Origin of the sequence: Leisingera sp. ANG-S5 (genome assembly GCF_000813925.1) — a bacterium.
Classification (GTDB): domain Bacteria; phylum Pseudomonadota; class Alphaproteobacteria; order Rhodobacterales; family Rhodobacteraceae; genus Leisingera.
In genome coordinates, this window is sequence record NZ_JWLH01000001.1 from 606,251 (window position 1) to 632,730 (window position 26,480).

24 protein-coding genes are annotated in these 26,480 nt (G+C 63.0%); 8 read left to right on the top strand and 16 right to left on the bottom strand.

What is annotated here, in order from left to right:
- Positions 1-180: 180 nt before the first annotated feature.
- The 4 genes from cysE (at position 181) to RA25_RS03075 (ending at position 4,209) form a co-directional block, all read left to right on the top strand.
- Positions 181-999 (top strand): serine O-acetyltransferase, encoded by an 819-nt coding sequence (gene cysE / locus RA25_RS03060; protein WP_019296878.1) that lies wholly within the window; start codon positions 181-183, stop codon positions 997-999.
- Between the two features lie 300 nt (positions 1,000-1,299).
- The gene (cysK, locus tag RA25_RS03065) at positions 1,300-2,364 is read left to right on the top strand and encodes a cysteine synthase A (RefSeq protein ID WP_039170327.1); all 1,065 of its coding nucleotides are present in this window, start codon (positions 1,300-1,302) and stop codon (positions 2,362-2,364) included.
- Positions 2,365-2,597: 233 nt separating this feature from the next.
- Positions 2,598-3,053 (top strand): ester cyclase, encoded by a 456-nt coding sequence (locus RA25_RS03070; RefSeq protein WP_019296876.1) that lies wholly within the window; start codon positions 2,598-2,600, stop codon positions 3,051-3,053.
- 376 nt (positions 3,054-3,429) lie between these two features.
- On the top strand, positions 3,430-4,209 hold the full coding sequence (locus RA25_RS03075) for a DUF2189 domain-containing protein (RefSeq protein WP_241477350.1): 780 nt from the start codon (positions 3,430-3,432) through the stop codon (positions 4,207-4,209).
- A gap of 261 nt (positions 4,210-4,470) precedes the next feature.
- Here RA25_RS03075 and RA25_RS03080 read toward each other — a convergent pair whose 3' ends face one another.
- From RA25_RS03080 to pdhA, 5 genes are all read right to left on the bottom strand, one after another.
- Positions 4,471-5,358 carry a YwqG family protein gene (locus tag RA25_RS03080; protein ID WP_275041659.1) on the bottom strand — a complete coding sequence of 296 codons (888 nt, stop codon included), beginning with the start codon at positions 5,356-5,358 and terminating at the stop codon, positions 4,471-4,473.
- 334 nt (positions 5,359-5,692) lie between these two features.
- Entirely contained in the window at positions 5,693-7,012 is a 1,320-nt protein-coding gene (locus RA25_RS03085; RefSeq protein ID WP_039170073.1) for a pyruvate dehydrogenase complex dihydrolipoamide acetyltransferase, read from the bottom strand.
- 1 nt (position 7,013) lies between these two features.
- The gene (locus RA25_RS03090; protein ID WP_039170074.1) at positions 7,014-7,274 is read right to left on the bottom strand and encodes a hypothetical protein; all 261 of its coding nucleotides are present in this window, start codon (positions 7,272-7,274) and stop codon (positions 7,014-7,016) included.
- Between the two features lie 8 nt (positions 7,275-7,282).
- Positions 7,283-8,653, bottom strand: a complete 1,371-nt coding sequence (locus RA25_RS03095) for a pyruvate dehydrogenase complex E1 component subunit beta (protein WP_039170079.1) — start codon at positions 8,651-8,653, stop codon at positions 7,283-7,285.
- A 16-nt stretch (positions 8,654-8,669) separates the two neighbouring features.
- The gene (gene pdhA / locus RA25_RS03100) at positions 8,670-9,683 is read right to left on the bottom strand and encodes a pyruvate dehydrogenase (acetyl-transferring) E1 component subunit alpha (RefSeq protein ID WP_039170081.1); all 1,014 of its coding nucleotides are present in this window, start codon (positions 9,681-9,683) and stop codon (positions 8,670-8,672) included.
- Between the two features lie 302 nt (positions 9,684-9,985).
- Here pdhA and RA25_RS03105 point away from each other — a divergent pair, with 302 nt between their 5' ends.
- Entirely contained in the window at positions 9,986-10,741 is a 756-nt protein-coding gene (locus RA25_RS03105) for an SDR family oxidoreductase (protein WP_039170329.1), read from the top strand.
- Between the two features lie 51 nt (positions 10,742-10,792).
- On the opposite strand, the gene RA25_RS03110 is transcribed toward RA25_RS03105, so the two are convergent.
- From RA25_RS03110 to RA25_RS03120, 3 genes are all read right to left on the bottom strand, one after another.
- Entirely contained in the window at positions 10,793-11,092 is a 300-nt protein-coding gene (locus RA25_RS03110) for an FtsB family cell division protein (protein ID WP_039146165.1), read from the bottom strand.
- Between the two features lie 149 nt (positions 11,093-11,241).
- Positions 11,242-12,384, bottom strand: a complete 1,143-nt coding sequence (locus RA25_RS03115) for a M24 family metallopeptidase (RefSeq protein WP_039170083.1) — start codon at positions 12,382-12,384, stop codon at positions 11,242-11,244.
- A 140-nt stretch (positions 12,385-12,524) separates the two neighbouring features.
- Positions 12,525-13,715, bottom strand: a complete 1,191-nt coding sequence (locus RA25_RS03120; RefSeq protein ID WP_039170085.1) for a phosphoglycerate kinase — start codon at positions 13,713-13,715, stop codon at positions 12,525-12,527.
- Positions 13,716-13,855: 140 nt separating this feature from the next.
- Here RA25_RS03120 and RA25_RS03125 point away from each other — a divergent pair, with 140 nt between their 5' ends.
- The 3 genes from RA25_RS03125 to RA25_RS03135 all read left to right on the top strand — a co-directional run bounded on the left by RA25_RS03125 (position 13,856) and on the right by RA25_RS03135 (position 16,020).
- On the top strand, positions 13,856-14,362 hold the full coding sequence (locus RA25_RS03125) for a peptidylprolyl isomerase (protein WP_019296866.1): 507 nt from the start codon (positions 13,856-13,858) through the stop codon (positions 14,360-14,362).
- Positions 14,355-14,903, top strand: coding sequence for a peptidylprolyl isomerase (locus RA25_RS03130; RefSeq protein WP_039170088.1), 549 nt, complete (start codon positions 14,355-14,357; stop codon positions 14,901-14,903). Before RA25_RS03125 ends, RA25_RS03130 begins: the two co-directional genes overlap by 8 nt.
- 154 nt (positions 14,904-15,057) lie before the next feature.
- The gene (locus tag RA25_RS03135) at positions 15,058-16,020 is read left to right on the top strand and encodes a DUF3179 domain-containing protein (RefSeq protein ID WP_039170331.1); all 963 of its coding nucleotides are present in this window, start codon (positions 15,058-15,060) and stop codon (positions 16,018-16,020) included.
- Between the two features lie 54 nt (positions 16,021-16,074).
- Here the strand turns inward: RA25_RS03135 and RA25_RS03140 are convergent, their stop codons facing one another.
- The 8 genes from RA25_RS03140 to RA25_RS03175 all read right to left on the bottom strand — a co-directional run bounded on the left by RA25_RS03140 (position 16,075) and on the right by RA25_RS03175 (position 26,338).
- The gene (locus RA25_RS03140) at positions 16,075-17,496 is read right to left on the bottom strand and encodes a calcium-binding protein (RefSeq protein ID WP_052254140.1); all 1,422 of its coding nucleotides are present in this window, start codon (positions 17,494-17,496) and stop codon (positions 16,075-16,077) included.
- A 196-nt stretch (positions 17,497-17,692) separates the two neighbouring features.
- Positions 17,693-19,072 carry a calcium-binding protein gene (locus RA25_RS22060; RefSeq protein WP_152612154.1) on the bottom strand — a complete coding sequence of 460 codons (1,380 nt, stop codon included), beginning with the start codon at positions 19,070-19,072 and terminating at the stop codon, positions 17,693-17,695.
- 205 nt (positions 19,073-19,277) lie between these two features.
- On the bottom strand, positions 19,278-20,774 hold the full coding sequence (locus RA25_RS03150) for a calcium-binding protein (RefSeq protein WP_039170090.1): 1,497 nt from the start codon (positions 20,772-20,774) through the stop codon (positions 19,278-19,280).
- 200 nt (positions 20,775-20,974) lie between these two features.
- Positions 20,975-21,532 (bottom strand): bactofilin family protein, encoded by a 558-nt coding sequence (locus RA25_RS03155; protein WP_039146145.1) that lies wholly within the window; start codon positions 21,530-21,532, stop codon positions 20,975-20,977.
- Positions 21,522-22,853: a M23 family metallopeptidase gene (locus tag RA25_RS03160; protein WP_039170092.1), complete on the bottom strand. Its 1,332-nt coding sequence runs from the start codon at positions 22,851-22,853 to the stop codon at positions 21,522-21,524. The genes RA25_RS03155 and RA25_RS03160 overlap by 11 nt, the downstream gene beginning before the upstream one ends.
- 299 nt (positions 22,854-23,152) lie before the next feature.
- A complete protein-coding gene (locus tag RA25_RS23400) occupies positions 23,153-24,496 on the bottom strand; it encodes a LamG-like jellyroll fold domain-containing protein (protein ID WP_039170095.1) in 1,344 nt (447 codons plus the stop codon).
- 390 nt (positions 24,497-24,886) lie between these two features.
- Complete coding sequence (locus tag RA25_RS03170) at positions 24,887-25,396, bottom strand: ribosome modulation factor (protein WP_039170098.1); 510 nt, start codon at positions 25,394-25,396, stop codon at positions 24,887-24,889.
- A 99-nt stretch (positions 25,397-25,495) separates the two neighbouring features.
- Positions 25,496-26,338: a ferritin-like domain-containing protein gene (locus RA25_RS03175; protein ID WP_039170101.1), complete on the bottom strand. Its 843-nt coding sequence runs from the start codon at positions 26,336-26,338 to the stop codon at positions 25,496-25,498.
- Positions 26,339-26,480 lie beyond the last annotated feature (142 nt).

The window sequence follows — 26,480 nt, forward strand, 5'->3', positions numbered from 1 at the left end:
TGGGGCATCACCCGAAAGCGAAGCATTCTCTGCCGCCAGTTCCGCCAGCCGGATGGTGATCTGCTGCTTCAGCCCCGCCTGATCGGACTCATTCATTTCAAAAATATGCCTCATCACGGGTTTGCGTTTGCTGCAAACCACCTTAGATGGGTAGTCTGAGCGGAGAAAGGACGTTGACCCATGGCAAAAACACAGCAAGCCGTTACTCCGGTGGATCCCGTATGGGACCGCATCACCCGCGAAGCTGAGGAGGCCGTTGCCACCCAGCCGCTGATGGGCGGGCTGATTCACGCCTGTATCCTGCACCACAAGACGCTGGAAAAGGCGCTGTCCTACCGGATTGCCGCCAAGCTCTGCTCGAATGAAATGTCGATGATGGTGCTTCGCGAGATCGTTGACGAAGCCTATGAGACCTGCCCGGAAATCCTGGAGGCAGCGCGCGCCGACCTGATGGCGATCAACGAACGCGACCCGGCAAGCCACCGGCTGCTGCAGCCGATCCTCTACTTCAAGGGGTTCCAGGCGGTGCAGGCCTACCGTGTCAGCCATTACCTTTGGGACAAGGGGCAGAAGGATCTGGCCTATTTCTTCCAGATGCGGACGTCGGAGATTTTCGGGATCGACATCCACCCCGGCGCGCGTCTTGGCAAGGGGATCATGATTGACCATGCCCATTCCATCGTGATTGGCGAAACCGCAGTGGTGGGCGACAATGTGTCGATGCTGCATTCGGTGACCCTGGGCGGAACCGGCAAGGAAGAGCAGGACCGCCATCCGAAGATCGGCGACGGGGTGCTGATCGGCGCCGGCGCCAAGGTTCTTGGTAACATCAAGGTCGGCCATTGCAGCCGCATTGCAGCCGGGTCCGTGGTGCTGGCAGAAGTGCCGCCCTGCACAACGGTTGCGGGCGTGCCTGCGAAGATTGTCGGCGAAGCGGGTTGCGACCAGCCGTCGATCAACATGGACCAGGTGGTGCCGGCGGGGTCTCCTGCGGAGTGAGGCGTCTGGCTGCCGGACTGGGAAATTGAGTATTTGAGCAAAGAAGAAGGGGCGGGTTCCGCCCCTTTTTTGATGGTCCTATCTGGCGTGAATATTGTTTTGAATAAAAGGGTTGCGGGTGGGTTTTGATCTGCTGCGTGCAGGCGGTGCGGCCTGCGGTTCTGCAAATGCCGGGTTGTGGCGGAGGCTGGTCTTAATCGCTGTCCGGTGCCGCCGGCTGGCTTGAACCCGGCGGCGGCGGGGCGCATATTCCTGACCAACAGCTTCTTTTTTTCGCAGTTTCGATTTGGGGGACAGATCATGATTTATACAACTGAAGGCCGCGGGCGTCTGTTTGGCTCGATCCTGGAGACGGTGGGCAACACGCCCGTGATCCGGCTGAACAATATCGCGCCGGCGCATGTCACCATGTATGTGAAATTCGAGGCGTTCAATCCGGCGGGATCGGTGAAGGACCGGCTGGCGCTGAACATCATCGAGGCGGCGGAGCGCGAAGGGCGGCTGAAGCCGGGCCAGACCGTGGTGGAGGCGACCAGCGGCAACACCGGGATCGGGCTGGCGATGGTCTGCGCCGCCAAGGGCTACCCGCTGGTCATTACCATGCACGACGGGTTCTCAGTCGAGCGGCGGCGGCTGATGCGGATGCTGGGCGCCAAGGTGGTGCTGACCCGCAAGGAAGACAAGGCGGTTGGCATGGTGGTGAAGGCCAAGGAACTGGCGGAGGCCAACGGCTGGTTCCTGGCGCATCAGTTCGAGACCAAGGACAACGCCGACATCCACGCCAGCACCACCGCACAGGAGATCCTGGGCGATTTCGAGGGCGGGCGGCTGGATCACGTGGTGCTGGGCTACGGCACCGGCGGCACGGTGTCGGGCCTGGGGCGGGTGCTGAAGGGCGCGCGGCCGGACCTGAAGATCACCCTCAGCGAGCCGTCCAATGCGGCGCTGGTGCAGTCCGGCGCGGCGCAAGAGCGCAACGCAGAGGGCGAGCCTGCGGCGACCCACCCGGCCTTCAACCCGCACCCGATCCAGGGCTGGACCCCGGATTTCATCCCGCTGGTGCTGCAGGAGGCGCTGGACAAGGGCTATTTCGATGCGCTGGAACCGGTGAGCGGTGACGAGAGCATCAAGTGGTCCCGGCGGCTGGCAGCGGAGGAAGGCATCCTGGCGGGCATTTCCAGCGGCGGCAGCCTGGCGGCGGCGATGAAGGTCGCGGAAAGCGCGCCGGAGGGATCGGTGCTGCTGGCGGTGCTGCCGGATACCGGCGAGCGCTATCTGTCGACACCGCTGTTTGAGGATATCCCGGCGGAGATGGATGCGGCGGAGCAGGCGCTGTCGGCCTCGACCCCCGGGTATCAGTACTGAGCGGCGGACTGCCGCAGGCGTAGCGCCGCCGCTGGCGGGGTGCTGGCGGCGGCTGTTGCGCAAATGAGTATTTTGGGAAAGATGAAGGGGAGCGGTTGCGCTCCCTTTTTTCATGCGTTTGGAGGCAAATGGGTGCGCCCGATTTCCGGTAGCGGCTTCGAAGGCTGCCGGGGCGAAGCAGACTTTCCGCAGGGATTATGGTATTTCTTGCACATACAGTCTGGAGAAGAGGGATGTGTGAGGAGAATAAGGCGCTTGTCGAACGGTACTATCGCGAAGTCATGACGATTGGGCAGGGAGACACGGTGAAGTTTGATGAGTTTGTGGCGTCTGATGCGGTGCTGCACAATTCTTACTTCAATCCGCCTGTTGGGCCTGAGGCGTGGAAAGAACGCGTGCGGATTTTCACGACGTCGTTCTCTGACGTTGAAATCACGCTGGGAGAGGTGCTGGCCGAGGACGACAGGGTCGCAACGCAGATGATCTATCGCGGAACGCATACCGGAGAGTTTCTGGGGGTGCCGGCCAGCGGAATACGCGTCGCGGTGGATGAAATCCAGATCATGCGCATCAAAGACGGGATGATTACCGAACGCCGCAGCGTGATCGATATGATCAACTTGCTTGCTCAAATCGGGGCGACTGAAATTCCGGCATCTTATCGCGGCGCAGCCATTCCCGGGACCTGACTCAGGTGGCTATCAGTGCCGAGCGGCGCGCCGCCCGAGAGCATGGCGCCGCAGCGGGCGGGGTGCTGGCGGCGGCTGCGGTGCAGGTGAGTATTTGGTCAAAGAAGAAGGGGGCGCGCGCGCTCCCTTTTTCGGTTTGGGGCTTTGGGGGCCTGTAAAGGGCGTCTGACGGTGTGGTCGCGTTGCAGCGCCATGCGCCCCTTGCCCTGGTGCCGGGGCTGATGCACACTTCCATGTACAGGAGGGATGTCTGTTTCATTGCCTGGCCCGTTTGCACGGGGGCCAGCCCAAGGTCCTGCTTTGGAAGGAGTGTGCCATGACGTCCAAGACCGGAAGTTCCTCGTCACCGGAAAGACGGAAGCCGCGGCCGCGGAGCGTGCTTGAGGTCAATAGGCTGACTGCAGGTGATATCAGCGCATCGCTGAAGGCCGGGTTTGCCGATTTTCTGGCGCGCCCGGTCATGAGCGGCTTCTTTGGCCTGTTCTATGCGGTTTTCGGCATCCTGTTTGTCTGGTGCCTGGTTTGGCTGGGCAAGATCTGGATGATCATTCCCGCCGCTGTGGGCTTTCCGCTGGTGGCGCCTTTCGCCGCGGCCGGGCTTTACGAGATGTCGCGGCGGATGCAGGTGGGCGAGAGTTTCGGCTGGTCAGACATCCTCAGCGTGATGGTTCGCCAGCGCAACCGGGAAATGGGCTGGATGGCCTTTGTCACCCTGTTCATTTTCTGGGTGTGGATGTATCAGGTCCGGCTTTGGCTGGCGATCACCCTGCAAAACGCGTCTTTCTCGGATTTCGAGGGGTTCCTGCACACGGTCTTTTTCACGCCGCAGGGCTGGGCCTTTCTTGCGATTGGCACCTGTGCGGGTGCGTTTTTGTCGGCTGTCCTGTTCACGGTGACCGTCGTTGCGATGCCGATGCTGCTGGACCGCGAAACCAATTTTGTTTCTGCCATGCTGACGTCGATCCGCGCGGTTGCGGAAAATCCGGTGGTCATGCTGGGCTGGGCGGCGATCATCTCCGCCGCCATGCTGCTGTCGATGGTGCCGGCGTTTCTGGGCCTGATCGTCACGCTGCCGGTTCTGGGGCACACCACATGGCATCTGTACCGGCGGGCGGTGCCGCTGGCGGAGGCGGGGAACGCCGCTGCCGCTGTTTGAGGACTGTCTGGCGGAGATGGATGGGGCGGAGCAGGTGCTGCCGGGCTCGGTGCCCGGGTATCAATAATGAGCAGCGCGCCGTCGCTGGCGGGGTGCTGGCGGGGGATGTTGTGCGGTTGAGTATTTGGGGAAAGATGAAGGGGGTGCGTGAGTGCTCCCTTTTTTAGTTCCGATAGGTCCAGGGTGGCTTGAAGGACTTAATGCTTCAACCTTGACGATACTGGACGGAGCAGAAGCCCGGCGAAGTGGCCTGAATGCCGGCTATCCGCACTGAAGGATAAGCCAGGTGTTGCTGAAATTCCGTTGTTTCAAGTCGGACATCCTGATCCACAGATACAACATTCCCGCATCACCCCACATCATGCCGGTGTTGTCATCGCTGTCGATTTGAAGCAGTTGCACCCAGTCATTTGGTTCGGCCATGATCCGTTTCGCTTCCGGAGAGTCGTAGCCTTCAGAATCGCCGCAGTAGATGCCGGAGGTTACAAGTGCGCATTCTTCTTCCATTGGGTTTTGGACGATATTTGACCAGCCTCGAACCTTATGCGCAGGCAACGACGGCCAGCCAAGTTGTGTTTGGTCTTCAACCAATTCGTCAAACTGTAGGTACGCTTCCTTGTCTGCCTCGGAAATTGGCATTTTTTCAAAGTGCACACCCTCTGCAGGGCTTTGTTCAAAACGAAGCGCCGGTTCAACAAAGACCTCCTTGTAGGACGGCACCTCGTCAAAGAAATCAGGCTTTTGAGCCGTCGCGGCACCGTCAATATCCGGTGCGTAGATCACTTTGAACCCGACGGAGTCTCTTGGATCAAAGCCCCAGCATTGCGATAAGTCATCATAGAACAGGTACAGCGCACCGCTGTCCGGCAGCTCCATATCCTTCGCGCCGGCTGCCGTCATTTCCTTGAATGCAATTTGCGCAATGAAGTTGTACGGCTGCGGGGTCTCGCGATAGCTTACTTCGCGCTCGCTTGGACGGACGTAAAGAATTCTATCCAATATACGCCGGAGTAAACCTCTTGGGGCTTTTTCAGCCGATGCCGGAAAGCTTGTCCGGATGGGCCATTCCATTCCTTTTGGGAGGTCCGGTACTCCCCCGACTTTGGAGAATACACGGCCGCCGCCTTTCTCACCTTTGATTGGCAGCAAATGCAGGCTGTGGCGCCCAAGGTCCCGCCAGTTGACGGGACGCCTCTACAGATATTCCAGTTTCTTGAAGTGACTTTTCCAAACTGTCCTTGTCGTGAAACTTGGGAACTAACAGTTCATTTTTAGCTTTTCTGAACACCTGCCTGACCCTTTTCGCAATCCTGAAAGGTCAACGTACAAGGAGCGATAGAAGACGCAAGCGGCCATTCGCGCGTCACGCAGCAAGAGGCAAACCGAACTGAAAGCCGGACTTTGAGAAAAGTGGCGGCAAGAAAAGCAAATAGCCCCGGCGCTGAGGCCGGGGCTTTTCTCGTTTCTCCGATGAAGCGACCCCTCAGGCCAGCATCACCATCGGGTTTTCCAGGTTGTCGACGATGGCCTTCAAGAGGTCCGCGCCGAGGGCGCCGTCGATGACGCGGTGGTCGACCGACATGGTGACGCTCATCACGGTGGCGACCTTCAGTTCGCCGTCGGAACCCACAACCGGCTTCTTGACGCCGGAGCCGACCGCCAGGATGCCCGCGTGCGGCGGGTTCACGATGGCGTCGAAGTTGTCGATGCCGAACATGCCGAGGTTGGAGATCGCGAAGCTGCCGCCCTGGTATTCATGCGGTGCCAGCTTGCGGTCGCGGGCGCGGGAGGCGAGGTCTTTCATCTCTGCCGACAGGGCCGAGAGCGATTTGGTGTCGCTGTCCTGCAGGACAGGGGTGAACAGACCGCCCTCGATGGCGACGGCCACCGCCACGTCGGAGGCTTTCATCTTCAAGACCCGGTCGCCGGCCCAGACCGCGTTGGCGTCCGGCACCGCCTGCAGGGCCAGCGCCACCGCCTTGATGATGAAGTCGTTGACCGAGAGCTTGACGCCGCGGCCTTCGAGCTGCTTGTTCAGCTGGGCGCGGAACTTCAGCAGCGCATCCAGCTGGATGTCGCGGCGCAGGTAGAAGTGCGGGATGGTCTGCTTGGCCTCGGTCAGGCGGGCGGCGATGGTCTTGCGCATGCCGTCCAGCTTGACCTCTTCGAACGCGCGGCCCTCGTACATGCGGGCAACCATGTCGGCAGAGGGGCCGGCAGGGGCTGCAGCAGCGGCAGGTGCGGCGGCCGGAGCGGAAGCTGCTGCGGCCGGTGCCTGCGCCGCTGGCGCCTTGGCGTCCATGACGTCAGCCTTGACGATGCGGCCCTTGGGGCCGGAGCCCTTGATGGCGCTCAGGTCCAGGCCCTTGTCGGCGGCGATGCGGCGGGCCAGCGGCGAGGCGAAGATGCGGCTGCCGTCAGCACCCTGCGGTGCAGCGGGGGCGGCTTTGGCCTCTTCCTTGGGCGCGGCTGCGGGGGCTTCCGCTTTGGCCGCGGGGGCGTCAGCCTTGGCCGGGGCAGCAGCGCCGCCGCCGGAGGACTGGATGTCATCGGCGCTTTCGCCGTCTTCCAGCAGCACCGCGATGGGGGTGTTGACCTTCACGCCCTCGGAGCCTTCGGCGATCAGGATCTTGCCGACCACGCCTTCGTCCACGGCTTCAAATTCCATGGTGGCCTTGTCGGTTTCGATCTCGGCGATCAGGTCGCCGGAGGAGACGGTGTCGCCCTCCTTGACCAGCCATTTGGCAAGGGTGCCTTCCTCCATGGTGGGAGAAAGCGCGGGCATCAGGATTTCGGTGGGCATGTCAGCGCTCCTCAATCAGAACAATTTGGTCATAGGGCGCCCTGGGGCGCCGGGTGCCGCGGGCCAGTTGGGTTATCGCGGCTTCGATCTTGTCTTTCTTCTCCGCCATCCAGACGTAGGCTTCCTGATGGGAGGGCCGCGAGCCGATGAGCCGTGTGTCTGCTGCCAGCCGTTCGGGAACCAGTGCGGTGACTGTGCGCCCGTCGACGGTCAGCGTGACGCGGTAGCATTCGGTTTCGGGATCGCGGCCCCTGATTTCCATCTTCGTCCTTAGCGGTAGGTCACTTGCTTAACGGCCTCGACCACCTCATCTGTGGTGATCAGCGCGTGGCGTTCCAGATTGGCGGCATAGGGCATGGGCACGTCCTTGCCGGTGCAGGTCACAACCGGGGCGTCGAGATAGTCGAACGCCTGCTGCATCACCTCGGAGGCGATGTAGCTGCCGACGGAGCCCTGCGGCCAGCCTTCTTCGACGGTGACCAGGCGGTTGGTCTTCTTGACCGATTCAATCACCGTGGGCAGGTCCATGGGACGCAGGGTGCGCAGGTCGATGACCTCAGCCGAGATGCCGTCCTGGGCCAGCTTGTCTGCTGCCTCCAGCGCGTATTTCATGCCGATGCCGAAGGAGACGATGGTGGCGTCAGAACCTTCGCGCCAGATACGGGCCTTGCCGAAGGGGATGGTGAAATCGTCCATCTTGGGCACTTCAAAGCTTTGGCCGTAGAGGATTTCATTCTCCAGGAAGATCACCGGGTTGGGGTCGCGGATCGCGGTTTTCATCAGGCCCTTGGCGTCGGCGGCGGAGTAGGGCATGACCACCTTGAGGCCCGGGATCTGCATGTACCAGGCAGCGTAGTCCTGGCTGTGCTGGGCACCGACGCGGGCGGCGGCGCCGTTGGGGCCGCGGAACACCATCGGGGCGCCCATCTGGCCGCCGGACATATAGAGCGTCTTGGCGGCAGAGTTGATGATGTGGTCAATCGCCTGCATGGCGAAGTTGAAGGTCATGAACTCGACAATCGGGCGCAGGCCCCCGAAGGCGGCGCCGGTGGCGATGCCGGCAAAGCCGTGTTCGGTGATCGGGGTGTCGATCACGCGCTTGGCGCCGAATTCATCGAGCAGGCCCTGGGAGACCTTGTAGGCGCCCTGGTATTCGGCGACTTCCTCGCCCATCAGGAACACGTCCTCGTCGCGGCGCATTTCCTCGGCCATGGCGTCGCGCAAGGCTTCGCGCACGGTGGTCTGCACCATTTCGGTGCCTTCAGGATAGTCCGGTTCCAGCACGCGGCTTTCGACCGGGGCAGGCGCAGCGGCAGCAGCGGGGGCTGCGGGCGCCTCAGCTGCGGGTGCCGGGGCTTCAGCAGCCGGGGCAGGGGCGGCGGAGGCGTCGTAGCTTTCGCCGTCTTCCAGCAGCACCGCAATCGGGGTGTTCACCTTGACGCCTTCGGTGCCTTCACCGATCAGGATCTTGCCGACGGTGCCTTCGTCGACGGCTTCAAACTCCATCGTTGCCTTGTCGGTTTCGATCTCGGCCAGAATGTCGCCGGAGTTCACGGTATCGCCTTCCTTGACCAGCCATTTGGCCAGGGTGCCTTCCTCCATGGTCGGCGACAGGGCGGGCATAAGAATTTCAGTTGCCATGTCTTTGTCTTCCCTCTCAGGCGGTTTCCTGCGGCACTTCGTCCGCGTAGATGTCGGTCCAGAGTTCCTCGAGGGCCGGTTCCGGGCTTTCCTTGGCAAACTCGGCGGACTTGTTGACGATCTCCTTGATTTCCTTGTCGATCGCCTTGAGGTCTTCCTCGGTCGCGTGCTTGCCGGTCAGCAGCATCTCGCGGACCTGCTCGATCGGGTCGCGCTCCTCGCGCATTTTCTGGACCTCTTCGCGGGTGCGGTACTTGGCCGGGTCCGACATCGAGTGGCCGCGGTAGCGGTAGGTCTTCACTTCAAGGATGTAGGGGCCGTCGCCGCTGCGGCAGTGGGCCACGGCACGCTCGCCAGCTTCCTTGACGCTGAGCACGTTCATGCCGTCCACTGCTTCGCCCGGAATGCCGAACGCCTTGCCGCGTTCCCAGATCTCGGCGCTGGAGGTGGAGCGCTGCTGCGATGTGCCCATAGCGTACTGGTTGTTCTCGATCACGAAGACCACCGGCAGTTTCCACAGGGCAGCCATGTTGAAGGTCTCGTAGACCTGGCCCTGGTTGGCTGCGCCGTCACCGAAATAGGCGAAGGTCACGCGGCCGTTGCCCTTGTACTTGTCGGCAAAGGCGAGGCCCGCGCCGATCGGCACCTGGGCGCCGACGATGCCGTGGCCGCCATAGAAATGCTTCTCTTTCGAGAACATATGCATGGAGCCGCCCTTGCCCTTGGAATAGCCGCCCTCGCGGCCCGTGAGCTCGGCCATGACGCCGTCCGGGTCCATGCCGCAGGCCAGCATGTGGCCGTGGTCGCGGTAGGAGGTGACGCGCTTGTCGCCTTCCTCGGCTGCGGCCTCAAGCCCCACAACAACCGCTTCCTGGCCGATGTAGAGGTGGCAGAAACCACCGATCAGGCCCATGCCGTAGAGCTGGCCCGACTTTTCCTCGAATCGGCGGATCAGCAGCATCTCGCGGTAGTGTTTTGTCAGTTCTTCGGCAGAAACGTTTGGTTTCTTTGCGCTTTTTCTAGCGGCCATGGTGGTCAGCTCCCCCTGAAGGCTAGATAGTTTAGTGTTAAACAAATTCATAGCGGGTTTTGGCCCGGCTGAATAGTGCTATTCTGCCGCGGGCTGGACGCAGGGTAAAGATCCGCCGATGGCTGCGCAGAAATGCAACAATTGGCGGCTGGCGCAGGGGCGGCGCTGACCGGTTTGGCGGCACAGGCCGGCCCGGATCTTGCGGTTACGGTCCGGGCCGCGCGGCAAGCGCAAGATCCGGGTCGCCCTGCCGTGTCTTTCCTCCTTTCCTGAATGGCGTGCAAAAACTGAAAGGCATGACCATGGAACTGAAAGACAAGACGATCATCATTACCGGGGCCAGCAGCGGGATCGGCGCGGCCGCGGCGCTGCTGTTTGCCGCTGAAGGGGCAAATGTGGTGCTGGGCGCGCGCCGGGAGGAACGGCTGCGCGCCCTTGCCGGGCAGATCGAGCAGAGCAACGGGCGCGCGGCTTTTCTGGCCGGAGATGTTTGTGACGGACCTTATGCCAAGGCGCTTGTTGATTTGGCCGAGGGACAATTCGGCGGACTTGATGGCGCGTTTAACAACGCGGGCATGATGGGGGATGTGGGTCCCGTTGCGGAGATGGAGCCCGGCAATTGGCAATCCGTCCTGACGACCAACCTCACCAGCGCATTTCTGTCAGCCCGGGCGCAGATCCCCGCGCTGCAGCGGCGGGGCGGCGGGTCCATTGTCTTTACCGGAACCTTTGTGGGTGTCAGTAACGGCGGCATGCCGGGCATGGCGGCCTATGCCGCGTCCAAGGCCGGGCTGCTGGGGCTCACGCAGTCGCTGGCCTCAGACCATGCAGCGGAAGGGATCCGGGTGAATACGATCCTGCCGGGGGGCACCAAGACGGATATGGCTGGCGATGATCCGGCAACGCATGAGTTTATCGCCGGTCTGCACCCGCTAAAGCGGATGGCGGAACCGAAGGAGATTGCCCAGTCGGCGCTGTTTCTGCTGTCGGACAGAGCAAGCTTTATGACCGGTGCTCCGGTCTCTGTTGATGGCGGTATTTCGGCCCGGTTGATTTGACTTTGCTGCCGCTGGCTGCTGTGCGGCTGGCGGCAGACATTTCCGACCGGATCAGCGGATCACGATCTCGTCCGCGCGGACGAGACCGAGAACCGTGCGTGCCTGTTCGTCAAGGAGGTCAAGGTCGAGGTAATCGTCGGACAGGCGGCGTGTCAGATTTTCCATCTCGCCGATGCGGGATTGGAGGCGGCCAAGATCCTGCTGAAGTTCTTCTGCTTCGGCCTGGATCTCAACCCGTCTGAACAGCCCGAAGTCGCCCTGCACCGCCGCAAAGGTGAAGTACGCGCTGAGCGCGAAGGCGATGGCAAAAAAGGTGATGGCGCCCAGGGACGGGCGGTTGCTTCGGGTCACTTTGGAGGTGCCTGTATGTTACTGCTCATGTTGTATTTTGCGCCGTTTGCCGGCGTCTGAAACCAGCATGCCACACGCGGCTGTGCTTGGGAATCCCAAATCTGTCCGCGGGCGTGTTTTTTATGGGGTTCTGGCGGGCGCCGGGATGGTCAGAGGATCATGTCCTGCAGTGCCTTGGGGTGGGTGGTGATCTGCTCGTAGCCGTCACCGGTGATGATGAAGCTGTCGCCGACCTGGGCGCGGAAGGTATCCGTGGCGACAGAACCGTCGACCGCAAAGACCATGCCGGGCTGCAGAACGGTTGTGTCGCCGGTCACCAGCTGCGGGCGTTCCAGAAAGCTGAAGCCGGTGGCGCGGCCGCAGCGGAACGGGTAGCTGAAGCCTGCGTCCTGGATCACCCCGGCATAGGCGCGGTGCACCTCCTGCGCCTGAACGCCGGGGCCGAGGACGTCCAGCGCGACCTTCTGGCTGGCCACGGCCACCTCATAGATGCGGGCCTGTTCCGGGTCCGCTTCGCCGATCCAGAAGGTGCGGTCGAAGCCCAGTTTGAAGCGGTGGAAATTGGTCATGCCGCAGAAACACAGGAACACCGGCTCACCGTGCTGCATGATGCGGGTGGAGGCGCGGTGGTGGGTCTTGGTAATGTCCCGGCCTGAGGCCATGATCTGCAGGAAATGGGTGCTGGGTGACATGTTGGCATCGCTGTAGTGGGTGCTGAGCAGCGCTGCCGCGGTGCGGGTGCCGGCCTGGGAGGTGGCGATGGCGACCTCGTATTCCGGCACACCGGCGGCGATGGCGCCGCGGCCTGCGGCCATCATGGCGCCGGCGACCTGGCCTGCGTGGCGGGCCAGTTGCAGTTCCTCGGCTGATTTGATCATCCTGAGGACCGACAGCGCCGGGGTGATGGTGGTGATCTCCGCGCTGCCTGCCAGCTCATTCACACAGGCGCGCACCATCGGCGGCATGTGGTCCGGTTCAATGGCGATGCGGGCGGCGCCGGCCAAGGCGGCTGGCAGTTCGGCGCGCCATTCGGCCCCGTCGCCGTCGTTCCAGGCGGCGATGCGGTCCACCTGCGCGACCTCCTCCGCCATCACCACGTCGATCACCGGGGTGATCAGGAGGGAAGGGCCGTTGCAAGGAACCACCAGGATGGTGGGGCGGCCGAACTCCATATGCAGATAGTCGTAGTAGCCGGTGAGGTAATAGACGCTGTCGTCGTCGGTGATCAGCGCCACGCCGATGCCGGCCTCTGCCATTTTCTGCCTGAGACGGGTCATGCGGTCCTGGAACATGGCGGGCCTCCGCTTTTGCCGGTGTCTTGGCGTGACGCTACGGGGGCGGGCAGGGCCGGGGCAAAGCTTTTATTGTCCCGTGACAAAGAAAACGCCCCGGCGGTGAGGCCGGGGCGCGGTCATGCAGATGTGTATTTGGCTTACTGATCCAGCGCCGCAACGCCGGGCAGCACTTTGCCTTCCATCCATTCCAGGAAGGCGCCGCCGGCAGTGGAGATATAGGTGAAGTCGCCGGCAGCACCCGAGGCGTTCAACGCCGCCACGGTGTCGCCGCCGCCGGCCACGGAGATCAGCTGGCCGGAACGGGTCATGGCCGCTGCTTTCAGCGCGGCAGAGTTGGTGGCGGCGTCAAAGGGTTCCAGCTCAAACGCGCCGAGCGGGCCGTTCCAGATCAGGGTCTTGCTGTTGGCAAAGACCTCGATGATGCGGGCGACGCTTTCCGGGCCTGCGTCCAGGATCATGCCGTCCTCGGGGCATTGATCGGCGGGCAGGACTTCGTGCGGAGCGTTGGATTCGAACTTCTTGGCGACCACGATGTCGGAGGGCAGAATGATCTCGCAGCCCGCGGCCTCGGCCTTGGCCAGGATTTCGGCTGCGGTGTCCTTCATGATGCGTTCGGCCAGCGAAATGCCGACCGGCAGGCCCTTGGCAACCAGGAAGGTATTGGCCATGCCGCCGCCGATCACCAGGTGGTCGACCTTCTCAATGAGGTTGCCCAGCAGTTCCAGCTTGGTGGAGACCTTGGCACCGCCGACCACGGCAGTCACCGGGCGCTGCGGCTGGCCCAGGGCGCTTTCCAGCGCTTCCAGTTCGGCCTGCATCAGGCGGCCGGCACAGGCGGGCAGCAGGCGGGCCAGTGCCTCGGTCGAGGAGTGGGCGCGGTGGGCGGCGGAGAAGGCGTCGTTGCAGTAGACCTCGCCCAGGCGCGCCATGCCGGCGGCCAGGTCCGGGTCGTTCTTGGTCTCAGCGGCGTGGAAGCGGGTGTTTTCAAGCAGGAGAACTTCGCCCGGCTGCAGCGCGTCTGCGGCGGCCTCAGCCCCGGCGCCGACGCAATCGGCGGCAAACAGGACCTTGGTTTCAAAAGCGCGTTCCAGCGTCGGCACCAGCTGGTTAAGCGACAGGTTCTCGCGCCGCTCGCCGCCGGGGCGGCCGAAGTGGGCCAGCAGGATCGGCTTGCCGCCCGCGGCCAGAATATCACGCACGGTGGGGGCGATGCGGCGGATGCGGGTGGAGTCGGTCACCACGCCGTCGACGATCGGCACGTTGATGTCCACGCGCACCAGCACGCGCTTGCCGTTCAGATCCATGTCGTCGAGTGTTTTCCAGCCCATCTGCGAGACCCCTCATTGGTGAAATTGCCGATAAATCCGCGCGCTGTTTCGGGGGTTTTTGCGCATCAGTCAATGCTCCCTTGGCATTTCCGGGCTCTGGGCTTAGGTATCTGTGCAAATTTCGACGACAGGAGGGCCAGATGGCCGAGATTAAAGATCCCGAAAACACCATCATCATCGAGCTGAAAGACGGCAATGTGGTGATCGAGCTGCTGCCCGACGTGGCGCCGAAGCATTCCGAGCGGATGAAGGAACTGGCCCGCGGCGGCGAATATGATAACGTCTGCTTCCACCGCGTGATCGACGGCTTCATGGCGCAGACCGGCGATGTGGCCAACGGCGACATGGAAGACGGCTTCAACATCCGCATGGCGGGCACCGGCGGCTCCAGCCTGCCGGATCTGCCGGCCGAGTTCTCCAAACTGCCGCACGACCGCGGCACCCTGGGCGCGGCGCGGTCGCAGAACCCGAACTCCGCAAACTCGCAGTTCTTCATCAACTTCAAGGACAACCACTTCCTGAACGGCCAGTACACCGTCTACGGCCGTGTCATCGAAGGCATGGAGCATGTGGACGCGATCACCCGCGGCGAGCCGCCTGCGAACCCGGACCGGATGATCTCCGTGAAGGTTGCTGCGGATGCGTAAGGCGCTTTCGCTGGTGGCCCTGCTGGCGGCGGGGCCTGCCTTTGCCTCTGGCCTGGAGGTCCAGGTCGAAGGCGAAGCCAACGGCACCATCAAGATCGACCTGTTCGAGGACGTGGCGCCCAAGCATGTGGAGCAGATCACTGCGCTGGCGGCGGAAGGCCAATATGATGGCGTGGTGTTTCACCGCGTGATCGAGGGCTTCATGGCGCAGACCGGCGACGTGGAGTTCGGCCGGATCGGCGGCGACATGAGCTACGCCGGGCGCGGCGGCTCCAGCCGCCCGGACCTGCCGGCCGAGTTCTCCGACCTGGCGTTTGACCGCGGCGTCGTGGGCATGGCGCGTTCGCAAAGCCCGAACAGCGCCAACTCGCAGTTCTTCATCATGTTTGATGCGGGCCATTTCCTGAACGGCCAGTACACGGTTGTCGGCAAGGTGACCGAGGGCATGGATGTGGTCGATGCAATCAAGCGCGGCGCCGGCAACAACGGTTCTGTGATCGGCCAGCCGGATGCGATGACCAAGGTGACCGTGACCGAGTAATCGGGTCCGGTTGTCCGTAAGATTGAGGCCCGCGCCCGGCATTCCGGGGGCGGGCCTTTGCTTTTGCCGGGCGCTAACGGCAGGTCACAAGCCCGTGCCGCCCTCTGTTCTGCGCCGCTCTGCCGCCGTTTACTGGGGCAGGAGGCGTTTGATCATGTTCAAAGGTGTTTTGTTGTGTCTGGCGCTGCTGCTGCCGTCGGGTGCTGCCGCCGATCCGCAGGTCTGGAAGCGGGAGTGGCCGCAGACCGATTTCTGCCGCACCAATGTGCCGGAGTGGCGCCAGATCCGTTCTGGCGGGGTGGGCAAGGACGCGATCCCGGCACTGGATGAGCCGCAGTTCGTGGAACCCGCCAAGGCGCGGCGGCTGAAGCCGCGGGAGCCGGTGATCACGCTGCAGATGGAAGGGGCCAAGCCACGGGCCTATCCGCTGCGCTACCTGACCTGGCATGAGATCGTGAACGACGTGGTGGCCGGGGTGCCGGTGGCTGTGACCTATTGCCCGCTATGCAACTCGGCAGTGACATTTGACCGGCGCACGGCGGCAGGCACGTTGAGTTTTGGCGTCAGCGGCAAGCTGCGGTTTTCCGACATGGTGATGTATGACCGCGAGAGCCAGAGCTGGTGGCAGCAGGCAACCGGCACCGGCATCGTCGGGCGGATGACCGGGACCAGGCTGAAGACGCTGCCGAGCTGGGTCGAGAGCTGGCAGGAGTTCACCGCACGCAACCCGGACGGGCTGGTGATGGCAGAGCCGGGCTGGAACCGGGATTACGGGCGCAACCCCTACCGCGGCTATGACACCGCGAAATGGCCGTTCCTTTATGATGGCAGCCCGCCGCCGCATGGGGTGGCGCCGATGGCGCGGGTGGTGCGGGTTGGCAGCCGCGCCTGGCCGCTGGACCGGCTGGCGCAGGAGGGCGAGATCCGCGAGGCCGGTCTGGTGCTGAGCTGGCGGGCGGGGCAGGCCTCAGCCCTGGATACGGGCAGGCTGTCGCAGGGGCGCGACATCGGATCTGTCCGGGTGCGTGACGCGCAGGGGCGGGATGTGCCCCATGACGTGATGTTTGCCTTTGCCTTTCATGCCTTCTGGCCGGACGGCACATGGATGCTGAAATGAAAAAGGCGCGCCGGGCCGGGCGCGCCATTGTATTATTTGCTGCGGAAACCGCCGTCAGAACAGGAAGTTATCCGCGTCCTGCAGTTGCGCCAGGGTAATGTCCTCGACCAGGAAGGTCACGTTGGAGAAGGACACCAGCACGTCATCCCCCTGGGTTTGGAAATTGAGATCGCCCATGCCGGAGGCACCTGTGCCGATCCTGATGTGATCCTGGCCGTCGTTGAAATCCTGAATGGTGTCATTGCCATAGCCGCTGTGGAAGACGAAGACATCGGCGCCGGTGCCGCCGTGCAGCAGGTCATCGCCCGCCATGCCCCGCAGCGTGTCATTGCCGGCACGCCCGTGCAGGGTGTCGCTGCCCGCTTCACCCAGAAGAATGTCGTCGCCGTAGCCGCCTGACAGGAAATCGTCACCGCTGCCCGCCTTGAGGGTGTCGTTGCCCATGCCGCCCTGCAGGGTGTCGTGGCCTGTTTGCCCAAAGAGCAGGTCATCACCCGGGCCGCCGTACAGGGTGTCGTCGTCGGTGCCGCCATAGAGGAGATCAGCGCCGCTGTTTGCCTCCAGCCGGTCGTTGCCCTGTTCGCCGTAAAGGGTGTCATCGCTGGCTTCGGCCCTGGCACCATAACCTTTCAGGGTGTCACTTCCTTCGCCGCCGTAAAGAAGGTCGTTACCTTTACCCCCTTCAAGAACGTCACCACCGGCCTGCCCGTGAAGGGTGTCCCACCCGCTCCCGCCTACTAGCCTATCGTTGCCGGTCTGGCCCCAGAGCCTGTCGGTGCCGGTTTTTCCGAGCAGGTAGTCATCCCCGGAGCCGCCATTGAGCAGGTCATGCCCCTTTCCGCCGACTAGACCGTCCCCGCCGCTGCCGCCAAACAGCGTGTCGTTGCCCTGCTGGCCGCTGACATAGTCGCGGCCAGCACCGCCATAGAGCACATCCCGGCCTTCGCCGCCGGTCAAGTGATCGACGTTTTTGCCACCATACATGCGGTCTTCGCCGTCATCGCCCGAGAGCCGGTTGTAGCCGTTTCCGCCATAGATCGTGTCGTTTCCGCTACCGCCCGACAGGTAGTCCGTGCGAGAGGTGCCCATGAGACGGTCGTTGCCGTCCCCTGTCCAGTAGCGGACGCTACTGTTTGCGTAGGATGTGAAAGTGTCATCACCCGCCACCGCTTTGATCTGAAAGCTGTAAACGGTACTTTCGGCAAGATCCTGATACGTCAGATCGAAATCGCTGATTTCGTAGTACATTGCACCCGCATACCATTGGGAAAATGCAGTTATGCGGCTGTCAGCTGCGGGGGTGCCGGAGGCATCATAGGTAAACGCGCCCTCGAACAGGAGGACGGTGTCCTTGTAAACCAGTTCCAATCTGGTGGCGCTGGCGGAGCGGATCTGAAGTTCGGCAGCAAATGCGTTATACTGATTGAGATAGTTGGTTCCGCTGTCGTAGGCGGCCGTAACAACAATTTTTGCCATACTCAGAAATGTCCTGCCATTTATACGGGAAAGGTATCGGTCCCAAGTATCACTTTGAGTGTAAATCGCTCAATCACAAGCCGCAAGGCCTGCGGGCTCCTGCACCTAGGCGGAACGAATAGCTTCGCAGCTTACAACACGTAAAAGGCGCGCCGGGCAGGGCGCGCCTTGGTTCGTTTGAAAGCGGTGGAAGCTGTCAGAACAGGAAGTTGTCCGCGTCCTGCAGCTGCGCCAGTGTGATGTCCTCGACCAGGATGGTCACATTGGAGAAGGACACCAGCACGTCATCGCCGCGGGTCTGGAACTCCAGATCATCCATGCCGTTGGCGCCGACGCCGATCTTGATGTGATCCTGCCCGGCGGTGAAGTCCTGGATGGTGTCATTGCCGTAGCCGCGGTGGAAGATGAAGACATCCGCGCCGGTGCCGCCGTGCAGCTGGTCATCCCCCGCCTGGCCGCGCAGCGTGTCGCTGCCGGAGCGTCCGTACAGGGTGTCATGGCCGACGCCGCCCTCGATCAGGTCGTTGCCGGAGCCGCCCGACAGGTAGTCGTCACCGCCGTTGGCGCGCAGGGTGTCGTTGCCGGTGCCGCCTTGCAGGGTGTCATGGCCGGTTTCGCCATAGAGCACGTCATTGCCGGCGCCGCCGAAAATAGTGTCGTGGTTCTTGCCTCCGAACAGGCTGTCGTTGCCGGCCTGGCCTTCCAGCCGGTCGTTGCCGCGCTCGCCGTAAAGCTTGTCGTCGCCGGTCTCGCTGGCGGAATCGCCGCCCTTGAGGGTGTCATTGCCCTCGCCGCCGTGGAGACGGTCGCCGCCGGCGCCGCCGTACAGTTTGTCGTGGCCGCTCTGGCCATAGAGAACGTCGGTCCCGTATTCGCCAATCAGGCTGTCATTGCCGGTGCGGCCGGAGATCGTGTCGTTGCCGTAGCCGCCCAGAAGAATGTCGTCCGGGGTGCGGGAGAAACGGTCGCCGTTGATCTTGTTGGAGGACGAGCTGCCGACCTTCACGCTGACCGTGCGGTCGCTGAATTGCACCAGCTCGACGGAGCTCAGGTAGTCGCGGCCGTCGGAGCCGTCCAGGATCATCCGGCCGTAGCTGGAGGAGAAGCTGGCTGCGGACAATTTGCCATCGACAATCAGCCGGTCGATACCGTCGCCGCCGTAGATGTATTCATTGCCGTTGCCGGAATTGATGGTGTCATTGCCGTCCCCCAGCTCCCATGTGGTGGAGCGGGTTGAATTGATGGTGAACAGGTCATTGCCACTGTTGGCGGAGTTGACGAAGCTGGAACCGCCGTCGGCCGCGTCACTAAGGGAAACGTTCAGCCCGGTTACGGTGACCACTGTCTTGCCGTCCACCGTGTAGGTGAAGCTGTTGAGCGTGCCGTTGAGCCCGCTGCTGCCAGTCCAGAAACTGCCTGTCATCCTAAGGGTGTACGAGTTGTAGCTGTAGTCCAGTCCGCTGGAGACAATTAGGCTGCTGGTGAAGGTTGATACATTTGCCGTGCGTACCGGATACGTCGTCAGGTTGCCGACGGTCCAGCTATAGCTGGAGTCATTTATGGTAAAAGTCGCCATGGAAACAGCCTCTCGGTCTTAGCAATGCTTGGGTTGAAACCCGGAGGGTTAATGCAATCTAAATGCCTGTTGCCCGATTGGCCTGAAAGGTTCAAGGCGGGGAATTGCTTTCCGTAGGGTAAATGTGATGTTTTTGCAGCTTTAACGGGCGAAACAGGCGCGCCGGCTCGGGCGCGCCTTTGGGTGTTGCAACGCTCCACCGCCGTTAGAACAGGAAGTTGTCCGCGTCCTGCAGCTGCGCCAGGGTGATGTCCTCGACCAGGATGGTCACATTGGAGAAGGACACCAGCACGTCATCGCCGCGGGTCTGGAACTCCAGATCATCCATGCCGTTGGCGCCGACGCCGATCTTGATGTGATCCTGCCCGGCGGTGAAATCCTGGATGGTGTCATTGCCGTAGCCGCGGTGGAAGATGAAGACATCCGCGCCGGTGCCGCCGTGCAGCTGGTCATCCCCCGCCTGGCCGCGCAGCGTGTCGCTGCCGGAGCGTCCGTACAGGGTGTCATTGCCGACGCCGCCCTCGATCAGGTCGTTGCCGGAGCCGCCCGACAGGTAGTCATCGCCGCCGTTGGCGCGCAGGGTGTCGTTGCCGGTGCCGCCCTGCAGGGTGTCATGGCCGGTTTCGCCATAGAGCACATCATCGCCGGAACCGCCGTAAATGGTATCGTGGTTCTTGCCGCCATACAGGCTGTCGTTGCCGCCATGGCCCTCCAGCCGGTCATTGCCGCGGCCGCCGTAAAGCTGGTCATGGCCGTGTGAGGAATAGGTATCATCGCCTTTGAGTGTGTCGTTGTCCAATCCGCCATACAGGGAGTCGCTGCCTTGTCCGCCGACCAGGGTGTCGTTGCCGGTACCGCCGTACACCTTGTCGCTGCCGTATTCGCCCCAAACCTTGTCACTGCCGCTGCCGCCGGACAGGTGGTCGTTGTCAAAACCGCCTGCAATGAAGTCATACTGGGTGCCGCCGTGGATGTTGTCCTCGCCGGTCCAGCCCAGAAGCACGTCGGACTTATGCCCGCCGCGGATGGTGTCATTGCCTTCGCGGCCATTGATGATATCCCGGCTGGAAGTTCCGCTGGGGTTTTTGGCAGTCAGCAGATCGGCGCCGTCGCCGCCCTCCTGGACCCGGAGGGTTTTGCTGCCGACCTTGACCGTTTCAACGTTGTATAAATAGTCCAGAACCTGGCCCTGGGCGTCGTAGATTCTAAAGCCGAAGGTCGAGTCAAAGCCGTAACCGAGGCCATCAGCCGGGTTGCTGATGACATAGGTGTCGTGTCCGCTGCCGCCATTGATGGTGTCCTGTCCGCTGCCGGCCTGGATGGTGTCATTACCGCCGTAGGTTCGGATGTACTCGCCGCCATTGTAAGCAGAGGTGTAGCTGTCATTGCCGCCCAGTGCGGTCTCCAGCACGCTCTCGAGATCGCCCTGTGCCAGGTCCTGATAGGTCAGGCTGAGACCGGTTATGGAGGTGAACTCGGTTCCGTCATAGCGCAGGGAAATGGACTGGATGGTGCTGCCGTCCGCAGGCACGCCTGCGCCGTTGTAGGCAAAGGTGCCTTTGAAGACGGCAGTGATACCTTCGTAGCGCACCGTGAAAGTTGAGCCAGTGGCGGAAACGACGGTGACGTTGCTGATGTCAAAATTGGAAAGATCATATTCCGGGACGGTATTGGATGCGTCCGTAACAACAATATTCGCCATTATGTGTCCTGAAACGTGGGGCTTTGCAGGCCGGGGTTGTTTTGGCGGTTGATAAATCTTTAAGCGAAAATGGTAAAGGCCGGACTGCTGTACGTTGCGTAAAGCCAGGGTGATGCAACAGAAAACGCCGCGGGTGGCCCCGCGGCGTTCTGGTGGTCCCTGTCAGACCCGGCCGTGCAGAAGGCTTGCCGGATGGCGGCTCAGCTTTCTGCTTTATGTGCCTTGGTTGCGGCCTGAACCGCGGCCGACGGTGCCGGAGCCGGGGCTGCGGCCGGAGCTGCGGCTGCCGCCGGAGCGGACTTGCGGCCGCCCGGGTTCAGCGGGTCGTCCTGGCGCTGCACGGAGCCTTCGAAGTGGGCGCCGGACTCAATGGCGATGGTCTTGTGGATGATGTCGCCCTCGACCCGCGCGGTGGAGGTCAGGCGCACCTTGAGGCCGCGCACACGGCCGACGATGCGGCCATTGATGACCACGTCATCGGCGGTGATTTCACCCTTGATGGTGGCGGTTTCGCCGACGGTCAGCAGATGCGCGCGGATGTCGCCCTCAACCGTGCCTTCGACCTGGATGTCGCCGGTGGTCTTGACGTTGCCGGTGATGTGCAGGTCCGAGCTCAGCAGCGATGCGGCGGGCTTGGCCTTGGGCATGCTGGAGGTGTAGTCGCTGGCCGCAGGCGCAGCTGCCGGTGCTGCCGCGGGTGCCGGGGTTGCTTCGGCCTGCTTCGGCCCGGGCTCGTTGATTTTGCTCTTAGAAAACATTTCTCGCAGCCTTGATATAGATCATGGGGTTAACAGCTTGCCCGTTGACCCTGACCTCGTAGTGGAGGTGGGTCCCGGTGGACCGTCCGGTGTTACCCATATCAGCAATGTGATCCCCGCGCGAGACCCTTTGGCCCTTTGTCACGCGGATCCTGGAGTTATGGGCATATCTGGTTTCGATGCCGAAGGCGTGGCGGATGGTGACCATCTTGCCGTAGCCGGATTGCCAGCCGGCATGGGTGACCACGCCGTCGGCGGTGGCAAAGATATCGGTGCCGGTGCTGCCGGCGAAATCGGACCCTTTGTGCAGGCGTCGGCCGCCGGTTTTGGGGTCGCGGCGGTAGCCGTAGCCGGAGGTCTGGCGCACGTGGCCGAGGTTCACCGGGGTGGCAAAGGGCGCCTGCTGGGCGGCCAGCCGGTAGAGGTTAAGCTGGTCCAGCTTGGCGAGGATTGCATTGGCGCGCAGGGCTTCGGGACTGGGTTCCTCGCCCCGGGTGGACATTGCCAGCGGCTCAAGCGGGCCGCCCTGGCCGCTGTAGCCGCGGCGCACCTGTTCGAGGATGCGGTCGGGCGGCATGCCGGCGTTGCGGAACATCTTGTCGAGCGGGGTGACGGAGACCGCAACCGCCTCTTCCAGCTGGCGGAAGATCTGGCTGTTGCGCTCATTCATCAGCTGCAGTTCCAGCTCCAGCTCGTCGCGCTGCTCCAGCGCGCCCTGGGCGTCGGCCTGAATCTGGTCGCGTTCACTTGCGGTGTCGGACAGAACACTTGCCAGCAGGCCCATCTGCGCCTCGGCGCTGGCCATCACTGCATGGGGGCTGGCACCGCCCTCGGTATCCTCTTTCAGCTGCGCCAGGGCTTTGCGGGCGCCGTCGCGCTGGGTCATGGTGTCGCGCAGGGTGGACTGGATCACCTCAATGCCGGTTTCCAGCTCGCGGCGGCGGGTCTCGGACGCCAGCAGTTCCGACTGCATGACGGAGATCTGCGCCAGCGCGGCGTTGAAACGCTCCTGCGCGGCCAGTGCTTCTTCGGCGCGGGCGTCGCGTTCATCGGAAATCGCATTCAGGCGGGCGCGGTAGGTCTGCTGGTCGCGCTTGGCCAGCTCGCGGAAGTTGCCGGAGCCGATACTGTCCATCAGCACGATGGCGGTGGCGACAATCGACCAGGCCACAAACAGGGTGACGCCAGCCATGGCGATCAGCTGGGTTTCAGAGCGCAGCCGGATGAACCTTGTGTCGGTATCGGACTTCAGGAACACCCGCCGCTCCGGGAAGCGGCGTTCGAGAAAACTGTGAATTCTGATCGCGAGCCGTGTGCGCAATGTGTCTTCCCTGTCTGTCTCGTCGTCCGGTGCCCTTGTGCTGCCTAGGGGCAGGCCCGGGACCTTGGCCGAAGTCAATAGACAGGGCTGCGCATTTGGGCAAGCCTGTTGACCCATTGGGGGGGCAAGGTGCTGGTCAGACGGGGAAGTCGGCGGAAATTTGCCGAGACGGCACCTGGCTGATCCCGGGGTGACGCGGGGTCAGCGCAGCGGCGGCGGTCAGACTGGCAGGTGCTGCGCGAGGAAGGCGGTGGGCAGCATGTGCGGAGCTGGCCGTCCGGCTTGCTCAGGTTTTGCAGCTACGGGCCGGGCAAGCCCCCCGTATGCCTGCGGTGCCGCTGCACCGGGCCGGAACAGCTGCGGAAACAGCGCCCAACCTCCGCCCGGGTCAGGCGCCGTGTGCCGATCCAGCAAGTGGGCTGGGGACCGTTGTCGAGGGTGAATACCAGATCGCCGGGGCGCAGCGTCTCAACGAGCTGATCGCCTTGGGGCGTGCGGATGGCGGTGCCCGCGGTGAAACAGACAACGCCGGTGTTTTCCGTGGTGAAGGAGGACCTGTCGGCGGAGGCGCCGGAGAAGGTGAGGCTGTCGCCGGCTCCGAATTGGGTGTTGTCGCTGTCGCCATCATCCAGCGCGCCGGTATTGCCGGTGTTGTAATCGCTGATGGTGTCATGGCCTGTGGAGGCGGCGGAAACGTCATCGCCGGCGCCGCCGGTCAGGGAGTCATTGCCTGCGCCGCCATCGAGCGTGTCATCGCCGCTGCCGCCCGTGAGGTCATCGTCGCCGCCCAGCCCGTACATCACGTTCTGGTCGTGCGGGCCGGTCATGGTGTCATCGCCGTCCTCGGTGCCTATGGCGACGCCCAGGGTCTCGGTATAGGTGTTGGTGTCCGGATCGGTGACCTTGACCGTGACGGTGTCGCTGAACAGGGTGTCTGCAGCGTGGTCGGCGGCCAGGGAAATATCGCCCGTGTTCGGGTCAATCACGAATTTGCCGCCGGCATCTTCGGTCAAGGAAAAGGTATGGCCCGTTGGGTTGTCCGTGTCGGTCACCTCGTCGACCGAGGCAATCACGGTGCCTGCGGCAATTGTCGGGGCGGTGGTGGTGTGGGTTTCTGTCACCTCCGACTGGGTGAGGGCGCGGTCGTAGATCTGCAGGGTATCCATCTCGCCGCCGTAATATCGGTCGGCGTTGAAGCCGCTGCGGCTGCCGAGGATCACATCGCCGGTGGGGTTGATCGGATCGCCGCCGGCGGTGCTGCTGTTTTGTTCGACCCCGTCGAGGTAGACCTTGGAGCCGGAGAAATCCACCGTCAGCCTATAGGTATGACACTGGCCGTCGCCGATGATGCCGCTGATGTCGAATTCCAAATCGGTGTTGCTGAGGGTATCGATCTCGTCCTGGATCACAGTGCGCATCATATTCGGGTCGGTGCCGTGGCCGTTTTCCGTCATGAAAACGTTGATGCTGTTGGTTCCGTTGATGTCACCGTGGCTGTAGAGGTACTGGAACAGCGAGCCGTCGTTATCATCGGCCTTGAACTGGAAGGTGATGGTGAAGGTGTCGTTCATCTCGACATCAGGGATGGCGACGTAATCGTCCGTCTCGTCAAAGCTGAGCGCGCCGCCATCCTTGCCGGCCACGGTGCTGGCACCATAGACGGTGCCATTGTTGCCGCCGGCGCTGTCGTTTGCGTCGCCGTCCTAGTGGAACAGGTTGGTGAGGCCCGAGGGCATGACCGTGCGGTCTTCGGTCTCGAGCATGTCGTTGGGAATGAATTCCATGTCCGTGGGGTTCATGCCGGTTCCCCCTTGGCTTTGTCAGCGCGCAGACTGGCGCGGCAGCGCAAGCAGGATACCCTTGCAGCGGTGGAGGGAACGCATCCCAGGTGTGTTTACCCGGTATCCGGCACGACTGGTAAACCACCGTTTCAGGGGAAGAGTGTCACGGAAAGCCTTGAAAAGAGGGCTAAGAAGCGCGGAAAGGGCCTTGCAAGGCCAGGCCGCAGGTGCGGTTTGCCGGTGAACGTCCCGTCAGCCCTGGCGTTCGTTTCTCGCTTCGCTCCAGCCGCTTTCCCAAGCCTGATGGTCGGCGTTGTCAAAGGCATAGGGGTTGGCGGTCAGGGGCTTGCCGTTCAGGCCGGCGCGGAAGCCTTCGTCAAAATGCGCGCCCCTCGGGTCCATTCCGCAAGGCTGATGGGCGGTGTCGCGCAGATGGGCGGCAAATTCCGGGTAGCGGGCCAGGTCGGTCTGGTCGAGGCCTTCCGGGTGCTGTTCCAGCGCCCGGCGGCCGCGGCGGGTCAGCTGCCAGCTGCCGTCCGCTTCCTGTTCCAGAATACGGGCTGTTTGAAGGTCCGCCAGATGGCCCGCCAGCCGTTCCCGAAGCTCCTCCGGCGGCAGGCCTGGCGTCTCATTGGCCTGGCGGAACAGGGCGGCAAGGGCGGTTTCGCAGCTCTCGAGCGTCACGGGACCGGTTCCGGCCTTGTGCAGGATCAGGGCAACAAGGCTGGCTGTGCTCAGCAGTGGAAAGTCGTTTTCGAACATGGCTGCAGCCGCGGTTCCGGGCCTTTGCAGTCTACGCCTGTGCGGCCTCCGGGTAAAGGCCGGACCGGGGTGCTCAGGCGGCTGGTTCACCGGCCCGGTTTACCAGCCCGGCAGCGGTTTCACTTGGTCGGCCAGCGGCCAGTAGAAATCCGGCGGCAGGCCGGCATCGGCGCGTTTTTCCTCGTTGAAGGGCGGTTTCAGCGCGCCGCGGAAATACTTGCGCACCAGCGCATGGAATTCCTCCTTTGGGTCCAGATTGTCCCGTCCGCACAGGAAGTTGAACCATTTGGAGCCATAGGCAACGTGGCTGACTTCCTCGGCATAGATCAGTTCCAGCGCCTCCACCGCTTGGGGGAGGTTTGCCTTGCGGAACACCTCGATCATGCCGGGGGTCACATCGAGGCCGCGGGCCTCCAGCACCATCGGCACCACGGCGAGACGGCCCATCAGATCGTCTGCCGTGTCCTCTGCAGCGCGCCACATGCCGGCGTGCGCGGGCAGGGCGCCGTAGTGGCTGCCCAAAGCTTCAAGGCAGTCGCACATCAGGTTGAAATGCTTGCTTTCTTCATCCGCGGCCTGCACCCAGTCGTCGAAGAACCCCAGTGGCATCGGCACATGGGAGAACCGCGCGATGATGTCCCAGTGCAGGTCGACGGCATTAAGCTCGATATGGGCCACCGCGTGCAGCAGCGCGATGCGGCCGGCCTCGGACCCGGGCTTGCGCTTGGGCACGTCGCGCGGGTTCAGAAGTTCCGGTTTTTCAGGACGGGCCGGATGCATCGGTGGGGTGGCGGTGCCGGTGGGGATCTGCGGTGCCTCGCCCTTGCGGCTGGCAAACCACGCGGCGGCATGGCGGCGCGACAGGGCGGTCTTGGCACGCCCGTCGGCGGTGGTCAGCACCTCGGCGGCACGTTCGGCAAGCGAAAGGGGCTGATCGGTCATGTGGGTCTCCTGTTGCGGCGGGGCGGCTGGGCCATTGCGGGGGCCGGTTCACCTGATTTGGGCGGCAGAGTCCAGTGCGGAAACCGGCGCACTCCCGCGCCTGCGAGTGATCAGCAGGCTGATCATCCTGGCCGGCTTGGGC

What these genes read in the sequence shown, in the direction of transcription:
- cysE (WP_019296878.1), top strand. Translation starts at nt 181, where the DNA reads ATGGCAAAAACACAGCAAGCCGTTACTCCGGTGGATCCCGTATGGGAC.
- cysK (WP_039170327.1), top strand. Translation starts at nt 1,300, where the DNA reads ATGATTTATACAACTGAAGGCCGCGGGCGTCTGTTTGGCTCGATCCTG.
- RA25_RS03070 (WP_019296876.1), top strand. Translation starts at nt 2,598, where the DNA reads ATGTGTGAGGAGAATAAGGCGCTTGTCGAACGGTACTATCGCGAAGTC.
- RA25_RS03085 (WP_039170073.1), bottom strand. Translation starts at nt 7,012, where the DNA reads ATGCCCACCGAAATCCTGATGCCCGCGCTTTCTCCCACCATGGAGGAA.
- RA25_RS03090 (WP_039170074.1), bottom strand. Translation starts at nt 7,274, where the DNA reads ATGGAAATCAGGGGCCGCGATCCCGAAACCGAATGCTACCGCGTCACG.
- RA25_RS03095 (WP_039170079.1), bottom strand. Translation starts at nt 8,653, where the DNA reads ATGGCAACTGAAATTCTTATGCCCGCCCTGTCGCCGACCATGGAGGAA.
- pdhA (WP_039170081.1), bottom strand. Translation starts at nt 9,683, where the DNA reads ATGGCCGCTAGAAAAAGCGCAAAGAAACCAAACGTTTCTGCCGAAGAA.
- RA25_RS03105 (WP_039170329.1), top strand. Translation starts at nt 9,986, where the DNA reads ATGGAACTGAAAGACAAGACGATCATCATTACCGGGGCCAGCAGCGGG.
- RA25_RS03115 (WP_039170083.1), bottom strand. Translation starts at nt 12,384, where the DNA reads ATGTTCCAGGACCGCATGACCCGTCTCAGGCAGAAAATGGCAGAGGCC.
- RA25_RS03120 (WP_039170085.1), bottom strand. Translation starts at nt 13,715, where the DNA reads ATGGGCTGGAAAACACTCGACGACATGGATCTGAACGGCAAGCGCGTG.
- RA25_RS03125 (WP_019296866.1), top strand. Translation starts at nt 13,856, where the DNA reads ATGGCCGAGATTAAAGATCCCGAAAACACCATCATCATCGAGCTGAAA.
- RA25_RS03130 (WP_039170088.1), top strand. Translation starts at nt 14,355, where the DNA reads ATGCGTAAGGCGCTTTCGCTGGTGGCCCTGCTGGCGGCGGGGCCTGCC.
- RA25_RS03135 (WP_039170331.1), top strand. Translation starts at nt 15,058, where the DNA reads ATGTTCAAAGGTGTTTTGTTGTGTCTGGCGCTGCTGCTGCCGTCGGGT.
- RA25_RS03140 (WP_052254140.1), bottom strand. Translation starts at nt 17,496, where the DNA reads ATGGCAAAAATTGTTGTTACGGCCGCCTACGACAGCGGAACCAACTAT.
- RA25_RS22060 (WP_152612154.1), bottom strand. Translation starts at nt 19,072, where the DNA reads ATGGCGACTTTTACCATAAATGACTCCAGCTATAGCTGGACCGTCGGC.
- RA25_RS03150 (WP_039170090.1), bottom strand. Translation starts at nt 20,774, where the DNA reads ATGGCGAATATTGTTGTTACGGACGCATCCAATACCGTCCCGGAATAT.
- RA25_RS03155 (WP_039146145.1), bottom strand. Translation starts at nt 21,532, where the DNA reads ATGTTTTCTAAGAGCAAAATCAACGAGCCCGGGCCGAAGCAGGCCGAA.
- RA25_RS03170 (WP_039170098.1), bottom strand. Translation starts at nt 25,396, where the DNA reads ATGTTCGAAAACGACTTTCCACTGCTGAGCACAGCCAGCCTTGTTGCC.
- RA25_RS03175 (WP_039170101.1), bottom strand. Translation starts at nt 26,338, where the DNA reads ATGACCGATCAGCCCCTTTCGCTTGCCGAACGTGCCGCCGAGGTGCTG.